Source organism: Streptomyces sp. A0642, from assembly GCF_004795105.1.
Classification (GTDB): Bacteria; Actinomycetota; Actinomycetes; order Streptomycetales; family Streptomycetaceae; genus Streptomyces.
The window spans coordinates 1-16,264 of the sequence record NZ_SSBL01000031.1 but is presented as its reverse complement, the minus strand read 5'-3'; the positions used below and the strand labels follow the sequence as shown (position 1 = coordinate 16,264).

Genomic DNA, 16,264 nt, shown 5'->3' with positions numbered 1-16,264 from the left:
AGGTCCACCCCACGGCACCTGCCCCGACCGGCCCGGAGGCCCGCGTGACCAGCCCAGCAGCGCCCGGCCCGCCCCGGCCCACCAGCCGCGACGTCGCACGGGCCGCAGGCGTCTCCCAGGCCACGGTCTCCCTGGTCCTCGGCGAGAAGTGGCAGGGCAGGGTCTCCGAGACCACCGTCGGCCGGGTGCGCGACGCCGCCCGCGACCTCGGCTACCGGCCCAACCTGGCCGCCCGCAATCTGCGTCTCGGCCGCACCAGGACGGCCCTGCTCGTCGTCCCCGCCCTCACCAACGAGTTCTTCGCCCGGGTCTACACCGGGGCCGCCGCGGTCGCCGCCCAGCACGGCTTCGGCGTGGTCCTCTACCCGTCGCCCGACGGCACGGGCCCGGCCCGGGACCCCTTCGCCTCGGCACGCGCCGCCCTGGACGGGGTGATCGCCTCCTCCATGGCCGCCGACGCCCTCGGGGCCCTGCGCGGCGCCGGGCTCCCCCTGGTCATGCTCGACAGCGACCCGGCGGCTCCGGGCCCCGCCGCCCGGGTCAACCTCGACATCGCCGACGGGATGCGCCAGGTGACGGAGCATCTGCTCGCCCTCGGCCACCGCCGCTTCGTCCACCTCGCGTCGGCCGTCGACTCCTGGACGTTCGCGGTCCGCGCCCGCGCCCTGCACGAGGCCCTGCGGGGCGTGCCCGGCACCGAGGTCCGCACCGTGCCGGCCGCGCTGGACGTACGGGCCGGCCGCGAGGCCGCGGAACGTGCGCTCGGCCTCCCCGGGCCCCGCCCCACCGCCCTGGTCTGCGACGACGACATCCTGGCCGCGGGCGCCTGCAAGGCCGCACGCCGGCTCGGGCTGCGCGTGCCGGACGACGTCTCCGTCACCGGCTTCGACGACCTGGCCCTGGCGACGGCGGTGGAGCCGGAGCTCACCACCGTGCGGCTGCCGGCCGAGCAGGTGGGCGAGCGCGGCATGAGCGCCCTGCTGGCCGTGCTGGAGGGCCGCACGGCGGAGGCCGGCCCCCTGCCGGTGCACCTGGTCGTACGCGGCTCCAGCGCGCCCCCCGCCTCATGACGTCGCCCCGGCCCGCCGAGGAGGCGGACCGGGGCGCGGGGGAACTCGCGGAACCGGCTACTCGACGTCGCCGCCGGAGTCGGTGGAATCGCCGGCCGCGGAGTCCGGGCCGGCCTTCTTCGTGCCCGGCTTGCCCTTGTCCGTCGCAGCCGTGTCCGTCGTGGCCGCGGGGGTGTCCGCGCCCTCGCCGTCCTCGGTGTCCGAGGGGGCGTCGGTCGGCGTGGCACCGGCGCCGTCGGCATCCAGCAGCCGGGCCAGCTGCCGGCCGACGATCCGCTTGAACTTGCGCTGCTGCGGCCGCGTACGGTCCAGGACCGCGACCTCCAGCCGCTCCGCGGGGATCTCCCGCTCGCTTCCGTTCGGATCACGGGACAGCGCCTGGACCGCCAGCTTCAGCGCCTCGGCGAGAGACATCCCGTCACGGTGACGCTGGTCCAGGAAGGTGCTGATCTGCTCCGCGTTGCCGCCGACCGCGACCGAGCCGTGCTCGTCCACGATCGACCCGTCGTGCGGCAGCCGGTAGATCTGGTCGCCCTCGGGCCCGGCGCCGACCTCGGCGACCACCAGCTCCACCTCGTACGGCTTCTCGGCCGCGCTGGAGAAGATCGTGCCGAGCGTCTGCGCGTAGACGTTCGCCAGTCCACGCGCCGTCACGTCGTCGCGGTCGTAGGTGTATCCGCGCAGATCCGCGTAACGCACTCCGCCGATGCGGAGGTTCTCGTACTCGTTGTACTTTCCGGCGGCGGCGAAACCGATCCGGTCGTAGATCTCGCTGAACTTGTGCAGCGCACGGGACGGGTTCTCGCCGACGAACACAATGCCGTCGGCATACTGCAGCACAACCAGGCTGCGACCACGGGCGATGCCCTTGCGGGCGTATTCCGCCCGGTCGGCCATGGCCTGCTGGGGTGAGACATAGAACGGCGTCGACACCGGCTATCCGTCCCTTTCTGTCAGTGGCGGGAGCATCGAAGAAGCCTGCGAACGGACGGTCAGAGCAGCGCGGCGCGCGGGCCGTCGGGCTGTTCCAGCCGGCGTTCCAGAATCGAGCGGGCGATCTCGGAGGATTCCGTCTCGGTCAGCTTCCGGAAGCCCTCGTCGGTGATGACGGTGACGATCGGGTAGATACGGCGGGCCACATCGGGTCCGCCGGTCGCCGAGTCGTCGTCCGCCGCGTCGTACAGCGCCTGCACGACCAGCGTGAGCGTCTGTTCCTCCGTCAGGTCCTCGCGGTAGAGCTTCTTCATCGAGCCACGGGCGAAGATCGAGCCGGAGCCGGTGGACGCGTACCCGTGCTCCTCGGAGCGGCCGCCGGTGACGTCGTAGCTGAAGATCCGGCCCCGCTCCCGGTCGACGTCGTAACCGGCGAAGAGGGGCACCACGGCGAGGCCCTGCATGGCCATCGCGAGATTGCTCCGGATCATCGTGGAGAGCCGGTTGGCCTTGCCCTCCAGGGAGAGCTGAGCACCCTCGACCTTCTCGAAGTGCTCCAGCTCCAGCTGGAAGAGCTTGACCATCTCCACGGCCAGACCGGCCGTACCGGCGATGCCCACCGCCGAGTACTCGTCGGCCGGGAAGACCTTCTCGATGTCGCGCTGCGCGATCATGTTGCCCATGGTCGCCCGTCGGTCACCGGCCAGGACCACACCGCCGGGGAAGGACGCGGCGACGATCGTGGTGCCGTGCGGCGCCTCGATGGCCCCCTTCATGGGCGGCAGCTGCCGGTTGCCCGGGAGCATCCCGGGCGCCTGGTCGGACAGGAAGTCCATGAACGAAGAGGACCCGGGCGTCAGGAAGGCAGCTGGTAGACGCCCGGTGCTACGAGTGTTGGCTTCCACGCGTTTCCCTCCAGGTAAGCGATGGCCCTGCGCAAGGTGTCAGGATCATCTCCCAACTTGCCTACGGCCGAGTTGCAGTTGAAGCACCGTATGCCACGGACCCTACCCGTCCGACGGCGGTGATCCACATGTGTGGCGGAGGCATTCGGACCGATCCCGGTCCGGGCCCGCGGTAGTGCGGCAGAGGTCGTGCGGCACGGGCCGGAGCCCGTGCCGCACGCCGGTCGTGGGCCGGGGCGCCGGGCCGGCTACTCCCCGCCCTTTTGGACGAATGAACGAACGAAGTCCTCGGCATTGGACTCCAGGACGTCGTCGATCTCGTCCAGGACGTCGTCGACGTCGTCGCTCAGCTTCTCCTGCCGCTCCTTGAGGTCCTCGGAGCCCTGCGCCTCCTGCGCCTGCTCCTCGGTCCCCTCGGTGGATCGCGTCGCCTTCTGCTGTCCGCCGCCGGTGTCCTTGGTCGCCATATAGCTCACCCCGCTCGGTTCGAAGCACTTGATCAGACCCTACCTACGGGGTCCGACATTGGCCCGGTACTTGTCTCAACGTCCGGAGGTCATCGGAATGATTCCCAGTCGGCGGCCCTTTCAGCCGCCCGACAGCACCCGGACCAGCTCCTCCGCCGTACGGCAGCGGTCCAGGAGGGCCTTGACGTGGTCGCGGGTGCCCCGCAGCGGCTCCATGGTGGGAACCCGCTGAAGGGAGTCGTGGCCCGGCAGGTCGAAGATGACCGAGTCCCAGGAGGCCGCCGCCACGTCGTCCGCGTACTGCTCCAGACAGCGACCGCGGAAATACGCTCTGGTGTCCTCCGGAGGCGCCGTACGGGCCTTCTGGACCTCGCCCTCGTCCAGCAGGCGGTTCATCCGCCCGCGGGCCACCAGGCGGTTGTACAGGCCCTTCTCGGCCCGTACGTCGGCGTACTGCAGGTCCACCAGGTGCAGGCGCGGCGCGTCCCAGTCCAGGCTGTCGCGGCGGCGGTAGCCCTCCATGAGCTCCCGCTTCGCGATCCAGTCCAGCTCGCGGGACAGGCTCATCGGATCGTTCTCCAGCCGGTTGAGCGTGTCCTCCCAGCGGACCAGGATGTCCTTGGTCTGCTCGTCGGCGTCCGCCCCGTACCGCTCGTCGACGTATTTGCGGCCCAGCTCGAAGTACTCCATCTGGAGCTGCACCGCGGTGAGTGTCCGGCCGCTGCGCAGCGTGATCAGCTGCTGGAGGTCCGGGTCGTGCGAGACCTGGTGCAGGGTGCGCACGGGCTGGTCGACGGCCAGGTCGACATTGATGAAGCCGTCCTCGATCATGGAGAGGACCAGCGAGGTGGTGCCCAGCTTGAGGTAGGTGGAGATCTCCGAGAGGTTCGCGTCCCCGATGATCACGTGGAGCCGGCGGTACTTCTCGGCGTCGGAGTGGGGCTCGTCGCGCGTGTTGATGATCGGGCGCTTGAGGGTGGTCTCCAGACCGACCTCGACCTCGAAGTAGTCGGCGCGCTGGCTGATCTGGAAGCCGTGCTCGTGGCCGTCCTGGCCGATCCCGACCCGGCCCGCTCCGGTGACGACCTGGCGCGAGACGAAGAACGGCGTCAGGTGGCGCACGATGTCCGAGAACGGGGTCTCGCGCTTCATCAGGTAGTTCTCGTGCGTCCCGTACGAGGCGCCCTTGTTGTCGGTGTTGTTCTTGTACAGGTGGATCGGCTGGGCGCCCGGCAGCTGGGCCGCCCGCTCGGCGGCCTCGGCCATGATGCGTTCGCCGGCCTTGTCCCACAGGACCGCGTCCCTGGGATTGGTGATCTCCGGCGAGCTGTACTCGGGGTGAGCGTGGTCGACGTAGAGCCGTGCGCCGTTGGTGAGGATGACATTGGCCAGGCCGATGTCCTCGTCGGTGAGCTGGCTGGAGTCGGCGGTCTCGCGGGCGAGGTCGAAGCCTCGCGCGTCGCGCAGCGGGTTCTCCTCCTCGAAGTCCCAGCGGGCGCGGCGCGCCCGGTGCATCGCCGCCGCGTAGGCGTTGACGATCTGGGACGAGGTGAGCATGGCATTGGCGCTGGGGTGGCCGGGCACGGAGATCCCGTACTCGGTCTCGATGCCCATTACTCGCCGTACGGTCATGCGGCCCTCCTTGCCCGGCGGCGCTCCCTTGCGGGGCGGCGCTCAAGTACCGCTTCTTCTCCGGTGCGTGCGCGGTCTGCCCGTTCCCGCACTGCGCGACCGGGCGGTATGCCAGAGCCTAGAACGCCTCTGTGCCGGTGGGGAGATCAATTACGTCATTACTGCGGTGTCGTGGGAGCTGTCCGGAAAGCAACCGGCTGCGGATGCCCGGCCGGGCATCCGCAGCCGGTACGCCTTCTAGAGGTACTGCCCGGTATTCGCCACCGTGTCGATGGAGCGACCGGTGTCCGCGCCCTGTTTCCCGGTGACGAGCGTGCGGATGAAGACGATCCGCTCGCCCTTCTTGCCGGAGATCCTGGCCCAGTCGTCCGGGTTGGTGGTGTTCGGCAGGTCCTCGTTCTCCTTGAACTCGTCCACGCACGCCTGGAGGAGGTGGGAGACGCGCAGGCCCTTCTGGCCCTGCTCGAGGAATGCCTTGATGGCCATCTTCTTGGCCCGGTCGACGATGTTCTGGATCATCGCGCCGGAGTTGAAGTCCTTGAAGTAGAGGACTTCCTTGTCGCCGTTGGCGTACGTGACCTCGAGGAAGCGGTTCTCCTCGGACTCGGTGTACATCCGCTCGACGACCGACTGGATCATCGCGTGGGCCGCGGCCTCCTTGGAGCCGGTGTGCTCCGCGAGATCGTCCGCGTGCAGGGGCAGGGAGGGCGTGAGGTACTTCGCGAAGATGTCCTTCGCCGCCTCCGCGTCCGGACGCTCGATCTTGATCTTCACATCGAGACGGCCGGGTCGCAGGATCGCGGGGTCGATCATGTCCTCGCGGTTGGAGGCGCCGATGACGATGACGTTCTCCAGGCCCTCGACGCCGTCGATCTCGGCGAGCAGCTGGGGGACGATGGTGTTCTCCACGTCCGAGCTGACGCCGGATCCCCGGGTACGGAAGAGGGACTCCATCTCGTCGAAGAAGACGATGACGGGGGTGCCCTCACTCGCCTTCTCGCGGGCACGCTGGAAGACCAGGCGGATGTGGCGCTCGGTCTCGCCGACGTACTTGTTGAGGAGCTCGGGACCCTTGATGTTGAGGAAGTAGCTCTTCCCGGCCGGCTGGCCGGTGACTTCGGCGACCTTCTTGGCAAGGGAGTTGGCCACGGCCTTGGCGATGAGCGTCTTGCCGCAGCCCGGCGGACCGTAGAGCAGGATGCCCTTCGGCGGCCGCAGCTCGTGTTCCTTGAAGAGGTCCGGGTGCAGGTAGGGGAGCTCGACCGCGTCCCGGATGAGCTCGATCTGGTCGCCCAGACCACCGATCTTGTCGTAGTCGATGTCCGGGACTTCTTCGAGGACGAGCTCTTCGACCTCGCTCTTGGGGACGACTTCGTAGACGTAGCCGGACCTGGGTTCGAGCAGCAGGGCGTCGCCGGGGCGGATGGTGATGTCCAGCAACGGCTCGGCGAGCCGCACCACCCGTTCCTCGTCGGTGTGCCCGATCACCAGGGCCCGTTCGCCGTCCTCAAGGATCTCCTTGAGGGTGACGATATCCCCGGCCCGCTCGAATTCCATGGCGTCGACCACGTTGAGCGCTTCGTTGAGCATGACTTCCTGGCCGCGCCGGAGGTCCTCGAGCTCAACGCTGGGACTGACGTTCACCCGGAGCTTGCGGCCCCCGGTGAAGATGTCGCAGGTACCGTCCTCGTTCGCCTGCAGGAACACACCGAAGCCGGCCGGCGGCTGTGCGAGCCGGTCGACCTCTTCCTTGAGGGCCACGATCTGGTCGCGGGCCTCGCGGAGTGTGCCGGCGAGCCGCTCGTTCTGTGCGGACACGCCTGCGAGGTTGGTCTGCAACTCGACGATCCGCTCTTCGAGAATCCTCGTATGACGCGGAGAGTCGGCGAGCTTACGTCGCAGGACGGCGATTTCCTGCTCGAGATAGGCGACCTGGCCGGCGGGGTCTTCGGACCCCCGCCCGGGCCGGATGCCGCGGTTGATGTCGTCGTCGTGGGCTGCCACGGTCCTCACCTCCTCCAAGGGGAGCTGGACGCTTCCTGACCCTACCTGGGTGGGTGATGATTGAAACCCCTAGATCACAAAGACTCTGGGGTGTGTCCGATCTTCACCCTTGCGCTCTCCCTCGTGTCAGGGGAATACCCACCCTTCAACATCGGAAAGCGGCCGGTTGTATCGTCGAACTGTTCAACACCCGTCAGGGCTGGCTTTTTTTGGTTCGGATACGCAGGAAACGGCAGGCGAAATGACCCCGCAGCAGGACGCTCCCACCGGCAGTGAGACGCAGGACCTCGAGGTCTGGATCGACCAGGACCTCTGCACGGGGGACGGGATCTGCGTGCAGTACGCACCGGAGGTGTTCGAGCTGGACATCGACGGTCTCGCCTATGTGAAGAGCGATCAGGACGAGCTGCTCCAGGACAAGGGCGCGACCACGCGCGTCCCGCTGCCGATCCTGCAGGACGTGGTCGATTCGGCCAAGGAGTGCCCGGGCGACTGCATTCATGTACGGCGCGTTTCGGACAGGGTCGAGGTCTACGGCCCCGAGGCCGCCTGACCCCACTCCCCCTCGCGGGGCCGTCGGCCGCGCTCTCCGACGCCGCCCCGTTTTGAGGCCGCCCGACCACCGTCCCGGACGGGGCGGCGGACACGCGGGGTGACGGTCAGACGCCCGCGCCGGCCGGGTCCTGCGACTGGCTGCTGCGGACGAAGGCGCCGTTCTGCCACTGCCAGGTGACCTTCTCCTGCTCGTCCGGACAGCAGGAGGGCACCTCGGGCGACGAGTAACCGAGCAGCGTCGCGGAGACGACACGGTCACGCACGGCGAAGTCGCCGACGCTCATCTTCTGGACGGGGTCCACCAGGGTCGCGACGATCCGCGGTGCGGCCCCGCTCCCCTGCGTGAGGACGTATACGCCGCTGGGCGGGGTACCGGATCCGGCCGCGCAGTGGACCACCGCGACCGTTTCCGGCCGGCCGTCGCCGTCCAGGTCCCCAGGGGCCTCCTTGGTCACGGTGTAACCCACCCCGCCGCATTCCAGGGGGAAGTCCGCGCGGGCCGGGTCGGGCGGGGCGACGGGGGCCGGCGCGCCGTGCTGCGCCGCGGTGCGGTGGGGCGTGGAGGCCGAGGCGCTCGCGTCCGGCTGGAGCAGGCCGGCCGCCGCGACGACGGCGGCCATGGCCGCCGCGGTCGCGAGCCAGTGCATCGGCGTGGTGCCGGTGTGCGCGAGGTCCGGGAGCGCGGAGGTCTGCACGCGGGAGGTCTCCTGTGGTTCCTGTGGTGCGGAATGCCGGAAAGGCGGTGCCGTCGGCGGGACGTCGGCGGCGGGGTGGGGGTGGCCAGCATCGTGCCACACCTCACACGGCAGGGGAACGGTGGGGTCGCCGCGGATCGCGCTCCGGCGTTCGCCGCCCGGCTCCCGGGTGAGGGGGCGGCGCCGGTGCGTCGGGGCGCGCGGCACGGGCCGCGCCCCTGGTTCAGTCGCGGTCGGAGCCGCTCTGGCTGCCCGGGCCGGTGTAGTCGTCGCCGTAGGCGCCCTTGGAGGGGCGGCGGCGGCGCGGCGGGGCCTGGACCCCGTCGGCCAGCCGGCGGGCGGTGACGAGGAAGCCGGTGTGACCGATCATGCGGTGGTCCGGGCGGACGGCGAGACCCTCGACGTGCCAGTTGCGGATCATCGACTCCCAGGGCTGCGGTTCGGCGAAGCAGCCGATCTCGCGGATGGACTCGACCGTCCGGGAGAGCTGGGTGGTCGTCGCGACGTACGCGCAGAGGATGCCGCCGGGGACGAGCGCCTTGGAGACGACGTCCAGGCACTCCCAGGGCGCGAGCATGTCCAGGACGACGCGGTCCACGTCGGTTTCCGTCAGGTTGTCCTGGAGGTCGCCGACGGTGAGCTGCCAGGCGGGGTGCGGGCTGCCGAAGTAGCGCTCGACGTTCTGCTGGGCGATCTCGGCGAAGTCCTCGCGGCGCTCGTAGGAGTGCAGCATGCCCTGCTCGCCGATGGCGCGGAGCAGGAAGGTGGAGAGTGCGCCGGATCCGACGCCGGCTTCCACGACGCGGGCGCCGGGGAAGATGTCGGCGAAGGCCAGGATCTGACCCGCGTCCTTGGGGTAGACCACGGCGGCGCCGCGGGGCATGGACAGGACGTAGTCGGGGAGCAGGGGGCGCAGCGCCAGGTAGACGACGTTTCCCGTGGTACGGACAACACTGCCCTCGGGAGCACCGATCAGCTCGTCGTGCGAGAAAGAACCCTTGTGGGTGTGGAAGTTCTTTCCGGCTTCGAGCGTGAAGGTGTAGTGGCGTCCCTTGGGATCCGTGAGCTGGACCTGGTCCCCGACCTTGAAGGGCCCGCGTCGGCGGGCGGCACCGGTCGGTTCAGACATGTGACCAGCGTACCGGTGTTTCCGGGGCCTCCGACCGCCCGCCCCGGGGCCGGCGGCCGCTCAGGCGGCGGGGCGGGCCATGGCGGCGACGAACGCACGCTCGACGTCGGCGGTGGACAGCACCCCGTAGATCTCCCCGGTGTCCTCGACGACGAGGTACTCGGTGGCGGGGCTGGCCTTGAGGCGGTCCAGGAGGGGTTCGCCGGCGAGTTCGGCGGAGACCTTCATGCCGTCGGTGAGGTCCTGGGCGAGGCCGCCGACGGCGACCCAGGGGCGGCGGTGTTCGGGGACCGCGACGATGGCGGCCTCCCGGACGACGGCCTTGGGGTCGCCGGTGGCGTCGACGACGACGAGGGCGCGGGCGCCGGCCTCGTTGGCCCGGCGCAGGGCCTCGGAGAGCGGGGTGTCCGCCTCGACCGGGACGGCGCGCCGGGTGAGGGTGCGGGCCTGCAGGTCGGGGAGGTGTTCACGGAGCCGGGCCATCCGCAGGCTGTTGCCCGCCCCGGTCCAGATGATCGCGGCGAGGATCGCGGCCAGCAGGGCGTCGGTCACGGTGTCCATGCCGCTGATCTCGCGGTCGCCGTTCCCGAGGAGCTCCGTGTGGGTGACGAGGGGCAGGCCGATGAGCGTCACGACGGCGAGGGCGCGGCCGACCCAGGCGGCGGCGACGGTGCCGCTCATCGGGCGGCCGGTGATCTTCCACACGACGGCGCGCAGCATCCGGCCGCCGTCGAGGGGGAGGCCGGGCAGGAGGTTGAACGCGGCGACGATGAGGTTGGAGATCATCAGTCCGCCCAGCAGGACGCCGGGCACGGTGCCGGCTTCGACGAACGTCATCGGGACGTAGAAGACGCCGGCGAGGACGAGGGAGAGCAGCGGGCCGACGAAGGCGAGGACGAATTCGCGGCCGGGGGTCTCGGACTCCTTCTCGATCTCGGAGACGCCGCCGAAGAACTGGAGCTGGATGCGGCGGACCGGGAGCTTGTAACGCAGCGCGGCGACCGTGTGCGCGAGTTCGTGGACGAGGACGGAGGCGTAGAACGCGATCGCGAAGAACAGCGCGACCAGGTAGCGCGCAGCGCCGAGGTGGGGCAGGACGCGGTCGAGCTGCCCGCCGAAGACCCAGGTGATGAGGGCTGCCACGACGAACCAGCTGGGCGCCACGTAGACCGGTACTCCGAACGGGCGGCCCATGAGGATGCCGCCTCCCGGCTCTTCCCCGCGTCCCGGTGCGCCCTTGCCGGGGCCGTCGCCGGGGCCCTTACCCCCTGCGCCGGGCTGCGGCCGCCCGCTGTCGCCGCTTTCGTCCACGGGGTCCCTTCGGTCGGTGCCGTTTCGGCACGGTCATGCAGTGTTCGAGGGTCTGTGGTCGATGGTATGCCGATTGATGTCAGTAGCGGGCCGTAGGGTCTTCGTCATGACCTCAGTGCCCCGTCCGCCCCAGCCACCCTCGTCCCTTTCGCCGTCGCGGGCGAGCGATTTCATGCAGTGCCCCCTGCTGTACCGGTTCCGGGTCATCGACAAGCTCCCGCAGAAGCCCAGCGAGGCTGCTACCCGGGGCACGCTGGTGCATGCGGTGCTGGAGCGCCTCTTCGACAATCCCGCGCCCGAACGCACCCCCGTCCGGGCCACGTCGCTGATCCCCGCCCAGTGGGACCGGCTGCTCGAGTCGAAGCCGGAGCTGGCGGAGCTGTTCGCCGAGGATCCGGAGGGCGAGCGGCTCACGCGCTGGCTGGCGGAGGCGGAGCGGCTGGTGGAGCGCTGGTTCTCGCTGGAGGATCCGACGCGCCTGGAGCCGGCCGAGCGGGAGATGTTCGTCGAGACCGAGCTGGAGTCGGGGCTGCGGCTGCGCGGGGTCATCGACCGGATCGACGTGGCGCCGACGGGCGAGGTCCGGATCGTGGACTACAAGACGGGGAAGGCGCCGCGTCCGGAGTACGCGGAGGGCGCGCTGTTCCAGATGAAGTTCTACGCGCTGGTGATCTGGCGGCTCAGGGGTGTGGTGCCGCGCCGGCTCCAGTTGGTCTACCTCGGCAGCGGCGACGTGATGACGTACGACCCGGTGGTGGCGGACCTGGAGCGGGTGGAGCGCAAGCTGCTGGCCCTGTGGGACGCGATCTCGCTGGCGACGGCGACCGGCGAGTGGCGGCCGCGGCCGACGAAGCTGTGCGGCTGGTGCGACCACCAGGCGCTCTGTCCCGAATTCGGCGGGACTCCCCCGGTGTATCCGCTGTCGGTGCGCCCGGCGGAATCGCCGCAGGATGCGGAGGGCAGAATGGAGCCGGTCCGGGCCGAGGCCGGCCGGTCTGGCGCCCTTGAAGGACATTGAGGAGATTCCGTGGCAATCCGCGTCCTGCTGGTCGACGACCAACCGCTGCTGCGCACCGGCTTCCGGATGATTCTGGAGGCGGAGGGCGATCTCGCGGTGGTGGGCGAGGCCGGTGACGGTCTCCAGGCGCTCGACCAGGTGAGGGCGCTGCAGCCCGATGTGGTGCTGATGGACATCCGGATGCCTCGGATGGACGGCGTCGAGGCGACGCGTCAGATCACCGGGCCGGACCGGGACGGTCCGGCGAAGGTGCTGGTGCTGACCACGTTCGATCTCGACGAGTACGTGGTGGAGGCGCTGCGGGCGGGCGCCAGCGGCTTCCTGCTGAAGGACGCCCCGGCCCATGAGCTGGTGCAGGCGATCCGGGTGGTCGCCGGTGGTGAGGCGATGCTCGCCCCGAGCATCACGCGACGGCTGCTCGACAAGTACGCGGACCACCTGCCCTCCGGCGAGGAGCCGGTGCCGGACACCCTGCACACGCTCACGGACCGTGAGGTGGAGGTCCTGAAGCTGGTCGCCCGCGGTCTGTCGAACGCGGAGATCGCCGCCGATCTGTTCGTCAGCGAGACGACGGTCAAGACGCACGTGGGTCATGTGCTGACGAAGCTGGGGCTGCGCGACCGGGTGCAGGCCGCGGTGTACGCGTACGAGAGCGGACTGGTGCGCCCCGGCGCCCAGTGACCCCGCAGGGCCGGGCGCCGGGGCTGCGGATCAGTTGGTGCCGAGTTCCCAGAGGTGGATGTCGGCGGACGAGGTGACCGCCCATTCGACACCCGTGAGGCCTTGGCGGGAGGCGACGTACTGCTTGCCCTGCCAGACGGGCAGGACGGGGACGTCCTCGGCGACGATGTCCTGGAGCCGCTGGAAGGTCTTGGCCGCGGCGCTGCGGTCGGCCTCGCGGCGGGACTCCGGGATGAGGGTCTTCTGGGCCGCGGTCGAGCGGTAGGGCGAGTTGAGGAAGTTGTCCTTGTCGAGGAACGGCGCCGTGTAGTTGTCCGGGTCGGGGAAGTCGGGGAACCAGCCCATGCCGTAGACGGCGTACTCGCCGCGCAGCTCCGCGGGGCGGTACTTCGCCCAGGGGGTGCCCTTGACGGCGACGTCGAACAGTCCGGTGCTGTTGAGCTGCCGCTGCAGCGTCTTGAACTCGTCGGCGGTGGCTTCGCCGTAGTAGTCGCTCGTGTAGTTCAGGGTGAACCTCACCGGGGTGTCGATCCCGGCACGCTTCAGGATCGCGGCCGCCTTGGCGGCGCTGGGTTCGCCGTACTTGTTGAAGAACGAGTTCGTGTGCCCGGTGATGCTGGAGGGGATCAGCGAGTACAGCGGCTCGGCGGTGGTGCCGTACACCTCGCTCGCGATCTCACCGCGGTCGATGATCTGGGCCATGGCCCGGCGGACCGCCTTGTTCTTCACGGCGGGGTCCTCGGTGTCGAAGCCGAGGTACCGGATGGCGAGGCTGGGCATTTCGGTGAGCTTGACGCTGTCCTTGGGATGCTCGGTCATCTGCTGGGCCTGTTTCGGCGACATGGTGCGCGTCATCATGTCGATCTTCTTCTCGTCGAGCGCCTTGCCCATGGCCCCGGCATCCGGGAAGGAAGCCAGTTCGACCTTCTCGTTCAGCACCTTGAGGTCCCCTTTGTAGCGGGGGTTCCTCGTGAAGACGACCTTCTCCACATGGCCGTTCTTCACTTCCGGCTTCATCGTGTACGGGCCAGATCCGTCCACCTGGAATCCGCTGCGCGGAGTGTTCGCCGGGTATTTGTCGCGCTGGACTATTCCGGCGGGCGGCGTCGCGAGTTTGTACGGGAAGGTGGCGTCCGGGGTCCGGAGGTGGAATACGACCTCGCGGTCGCCCTTCGTCTCGACGGTGTCGATGTTGTTGAGCAGGGCCACCGGTCCGTTGGTGGACTTGATCCGGATCACCCGGTCGATGGAGTACTTGACGTCCTCGGCGGTGACCGGGCTGCCGTCCGCGAAGGTCAGCCCGCTGCGCAGGGTGCAGCGGTAGCTCTCGTTGGCCCTGTCGGTGAACAGGCAGCTCTGAGCGGCCTCCGGCTCCGGCCGGCCGCCGCTGCGCGGGATGTGCGTCAGGGTCTGGACCGTCTGCCGCAGCACGTTCCAGACGCCCGCCTCGTAGCCGATGGCGGGGTCGAGAGGCGCGGGGGCGTCCTTGGATGCGACGAACTGGTCCGTAGTGCCGACAACGATGGCGCCGTTGCCATCGCTCCCGCCGTCCGACGCGCCGCAGGCGGCGAGTACGGGCGCGAGCAGGCCGACGACGGCCGGCAGCACCAGATTCTTGCGGTTCATCGTGGACGTTCTCCCTCATGCGGTCATGGAGAAAACGACATTAGTAGGCGCCTCGTCAGGGCCGGACCGGCACGGTCCCGCTCGTAATCAGGGATGCGGTGACGTCGGCGGCGGGACGAATTCGAGGGCGCGGAATGATTCGTACACGGATTCACCAATCGGGACACTTGGGCACCCCCGGCGGCCGGTGCGACCGATTCCGGCGAGGCCGCGGTCACCGAATGAGTGAGGAAGGTCACGACGAAGGAGATCTCGCGATGTGACATGTCCCCGCCTAATCAACACCGCGTGGCGACATAAAACGCACGGCCTTCCGCGAGAGCTTTTCCATTCATTCACAGAAATACTCTCGGTGCGCGGATCAGCGTGCTCCGGTGACCAGACCCCGGAGAAATGCGAGATCGACTTCTTCGAGCGAACCGACGACGACCCGGCCGGGGGCCGGTGCGATCGGCGACACGGACGGCACGGCGACGACCCGGCACCCCGCCGCCTCCGCGGCGGCCACACCGGTCGCGGTGTCCTCGATGACCGCGCAGAGCCGCGGGTCGGCCCCGAAGCCGCGCGCGGCCGTGAGGTAGGGCTCCGGGTGGGGCTTGGTGCGGGTGACCTCGTCGCCCGCGACGGTGAGCGCGAAGTGGTGACGGCCCACCGAGTCCAGGACCCGGTCGATGATCCGCCGGTGCGAGGCGGAGACGAGGGCGGTGGGGATCTCGTGTCTCGCGAGCTCGGCGAGCAGCCGTGCCGCACCCGGCATCAGCGGCACCCCGTCGGCGATGCGCTTCTCGAACCGGTCGTTGAGCAGCACGGTCAGCTCGTCGAGAGTGACGTCCGCGCCGGTGACCTCCATGAGGTATCCGGCGCTGCGGGTCATCGGGCCACCGACGACCACGTCTTTCCACGCCTCGTCCAGCCGGTGTCCCAGGTCCGCGAAGACCGACACCTCGGCGTCCCACCAGAAGCCCTCGGTGTCGACGAGGGTGCCGTCCATGTCGAGAAGGACGGCCTGCAGGGCGCCGCCCTCGGCCGTACGGGTCGGGGACGCGGGGATCGTACTGGTCATCCGGCACACCTTCCATGAGGGACGAGAAGGCCGGCCGCCTTTCCCGGAGGGAGGGCGACCGGCCTGCACTGGACCGACCAGTGTACGACTCCCGGCGCTACCGCGCGTTGAACGGAGTCCTACCGCGCGTTGAAGTACTTCGCTTCGGGATGGTGGATGACGATCGCGTCGGTGGACTGCTCGGGATGGAGCTGGAACTCCTCCGAGAGGTGCACCCCGATCCGCTCCGGCTGGAGCAGGTCGGCGATCTTCGCGCGGTCCTCGAGGTCCGGGCAGGCGCCGTAACCGAGGGAGAAGCGCGCGCCACGGTACTTGAGCGCGAACATGTCCTCGACGTCCGCCGGGTCGTCGCCCGCGAAGCCGAGCTCGGAGCGGACCCGGGCGTGCCAGTACTCGGCGAGTGCCTCGGCGAGCTGGACGGACAGGCCGTGCAGCTCCAGGTAGTCGCGGTAGGAGTTGGACTCGAAGAGCTTGGCGGTCTCGCCGCCGATCTTCGAGCCGACCGTGACGACCTGGAGTCCGACGACGTCGGTCTCGCCGGACTCCTCCGGGCGGAAGAAGTCGGCGAGGCACAGGCGGCGGCCGCGGCGCTGGCGCGGGAAGGTGAAGCGGGTGCGCTCCGAACCGTCCTCGTGGAGCAGGATCAGGTCGTCGCCCTTGGACACGCAGGGGTAGTAGCCGTAGACGACGGCGGCTTCCAGGAGGTTCTCGGTGTGGAGCTTGTCGAGCCAGCCGCGCAGGTGCGGGCGGCCCTCGGTCTCGGCGAGCTCCTCGTACGTCGGTCCGTCACCGGCCCGGGCCTGCTTGAGGCCCCATTGGCCCTTGAAGAGGGCGCCCTCGTCGAGCCAGGAGGCGTACTCCTTGAGCTGGATGCCCTTGACGACCCGGCTCCCCCAGAACGGCGGCGTGGGGACCGGATTGTCGACGGCGACGTCGGAACGGACGCCCTCCTCGGGCTCCTCGACCTCCGTCACGGCGGTGTCGCGCTTGGGTACCCGGCGCTGCTTCAGCTCGGGGAGGACGGCTCCCGGAACGCCGCGTTTGACCCCGATGAGGGCGTCCATGAGGCGCAGCCCTTCGAAGGCGTCGCGGGCGTAGCGGACTTCGCCTTCGTAGATCTCGTGGAGGTCCTGTTCGACGTAGGCGCGGGTGAGGGCGGCGCCGCCGAGGATGAC

15 protein-coding genes and 1 pseudogene are annotated in these 16,264 nt (G+C 69.7%); 4 read left to right on the top strand and 12 right to left on the bottom strand.

Annotated features, from left to right (window positions below):
- Positions 1 to 44: 44 nt before the first annotated feature.
- On the top strand, positions 45 to 1,070 hold the full coding sequence (locus E6R60_RS31970; RefSeq protein ID WP_136330201.1) for a LacI family DNA-binding transcriptional regulator: 1,026 nt from the start codon (positions 45 to 47) through the stop codon (positions 1,068 to 1,070).
- Positions 1,071 to 1,127: 57 nt separating this feature from the next.
- On the opposite strand, the gene prcA is transcribed toward E6R60_RS31970, so the two are convergent.
- From prcA to arc, 6 genes and pseudogenes are all read right to left on the bottom strand, one after another.
- On the bottom strand, positions 1,128 to 2,003 hold the full coding sequence (gene prcA, locus E6R60_RS31965) for a proteasome subunit alpha (protein WP_240802765.1): 876 nt from the start codon (positions 2,001 to 2,003) through the stop codon (positions 1,128 to 1,130).
- 59 nt (positions 2,004 to 2,062) lie between these two features.
- Entirely contained in the window at positions 2,063 to 2,908 is an 846-nt protein-coding gene (prcB, locus tag E6R60_RS31960) for a proteasome subunit beta (RefSeq protein ID WP_136330200.1), read from the bottom strand.
- Positions 2,860 to 3,051: pseudogene (locus tag E6R60_RS31955) on the bottom strand (endonuclease domain-containing protein); the annotation flags it as partial. The gene prcB and the pseudogene E6R60_RS31955, both read right to left, overlap by 49 nt.
- A 105-nt stretch (positions 3,052 to 3,156) precedes the next feature.
- Entirely contained in the window at positions 3,157 to 3,375 is a 219-nt protein-coding gene (locus E6R60_RS31950; RefSeq protein WP_136330199.1) for a ubiquitin-like protein Pup, read from the bottom strand.
- A 120-nt stretch (positions 3,376 to 3,495) separates the two neighbouring features.
- Positions 3,496 to 5,007: a depupylase/deamidase Dop gene (gene dop / locus E6R60_RS31945; RefSeq protein ID WP_136330198.1), complete on the bottom strand. Its 1,512-nt coding sequence runs from the start codon at positions 5,005 to 5,007 to the stop codon at positions 3,496 to 3,498.
- Between the two features lie 237 nt (positions 5,008 to 5,244).
- Complete coding sequence (gene arc, locus E6R60_RS31940) at positions 5,245 to 7,011, bottom strand: proteasome ATPase (protein WP_136330197.1); 1,767 nt, start codon at positions 7,009 to 7,011, stop codon at positions 5,245 to 5,247.
- Positions 7,012 to 7,252: 241 nt separating this feature from the next.
- Between arc and E6R60_RS31930 the strand changes: the two genes are divergently transcribed.
- Positions 7,253 to 7,564: a ferredoxin gene (locus E6R60_RS31930; RefSeq protein ID WP_136330196.1), complete on the top strand. Its 312-nt coding sequence runs from the start codon at positions 7,253 to 7,255 to the stop codon at positions 7,562 to 7,564.
- Between the two features lie 106 nt (positions 7,565 to 7,670).
- Here the strand turns inward: E6R60_RS31930 and E6R60_RS31925 are convergent, their stop codons facing one another.
- From E6R60_RS31925 to E6R60_RS31915, 3 genes are all read right to left on the bottom strand, one after another.
- Positions 7,671 to 8,261, bottom strand: coding sequence for a hypothetical protein (locus E6R60_RS31925; RefSeq protein WP_136330195.1), 591 nt, complete (start codon positions 8,259 to 8,261; stop codon positions 7,671 to 7,673).
- 223 nt (positions 8,262 to 8,484) lie between these two features.
- Positions 8,485 to 9,390 (bottom strand): tRNA (adenine-N1)-methyltransferase, encoded by a 906-nt coding sequence (locus E6R60_RS31920; RefSeq protein ID WP_136330194.1) that lies wholly within the window; start codon positions 9,388 to 9,390, stop codon positions 8,485 to 8,487.
- Positions 9,391 to 9,450: 60 nt separating this feature from the next.
- Positions 9,451 to 10,701 carry a site-2 protease family protein gene (locus E6R60_RS31915; protein WP_136330193.1) on the bottom strand — a complete coding sequence of 417 codons (1,251 nt, stop codon included), beginning with the start codon at positions 10,699 to 10,701 and terminating at the stop codon, positions 9,451 to 9,453.
- Positions 10,702 to 10,873: 172 nt separating this feature from the next.
- Here E6R60_RS31915 and E6R60_RS31910 point away from each other — a divergent pair, with 172 nt between their 5' ends.
- Both E6R60_RS31910 and E6R60_RS31905 read left to right on the top strand, forming a co-directional pair.
- Entirely contained in the window at positions 10,874 to 11,719 is an 846-nt protein-coding gene (locus E6R60_RS31910) for a PD-(D/E)XK nuclease family protein (protein ID WP_240802768.1), read from the top strand.
- Between the two features lie 9 nt (positions 11,720 to 11,728).
- The gene (locus tag E6R60_RS31905; protein ID WP_136330191.1) at positions 11,729 to 12,400 is read left to right on the top strand and encodes a response regulator transcription factor; all 672 of its coding nucleotides are present in this window, start codon (positions 11,729 to 11,731) and stop codon (positions 12,398 to 12,400) included.
- A 30-nt stretch (positions 12,401 to 12,430) separates the two neighbouring features.
- On the opposite strand, the gene E6R60_RS31900 is transcribed toward E6R60_RS31905, so the two are convergent.
- The 3 genes from E6R60_RS31900 to E6R60_RS31890 form a co-directional block, all read right to left on the bottom strand.
- Positions 12,431 to 14,026: an ABC transporter substrate-binding protein gene (locus E6R60_RS31900; protein WP_136330190.1), complete on the bottom strand. Its 1,596-nt coding sequence runs from the start codon at positions 14,024 to 14,026 to the stop codon at positions 12,431 to 12,433.
- Positions 14,027 to 14,387: 361 nt separating this feature from the next.
- Positions 14,388 to 15,089, bottom strand: coding sequence for an HAD family phosphatase (locus E6R60_RS31895; protein WP_136330189.1), 702 nt, complete (start codon positions 15,087 to 15,089; stop codon positions 14,388 to 14,390).
- Positions 15,090 to 15,208: 119 nt separating this feature from the next.
- Positions 15,209 to 16,264 (bottom strand): vitamin B12 dependent-methionine synthase activation domain-containing protein (locus E6R60_RS31890; protein ID WP_276614085.1); only part of this gene is annotated, 1,056 nt, incomplete at its 5' end.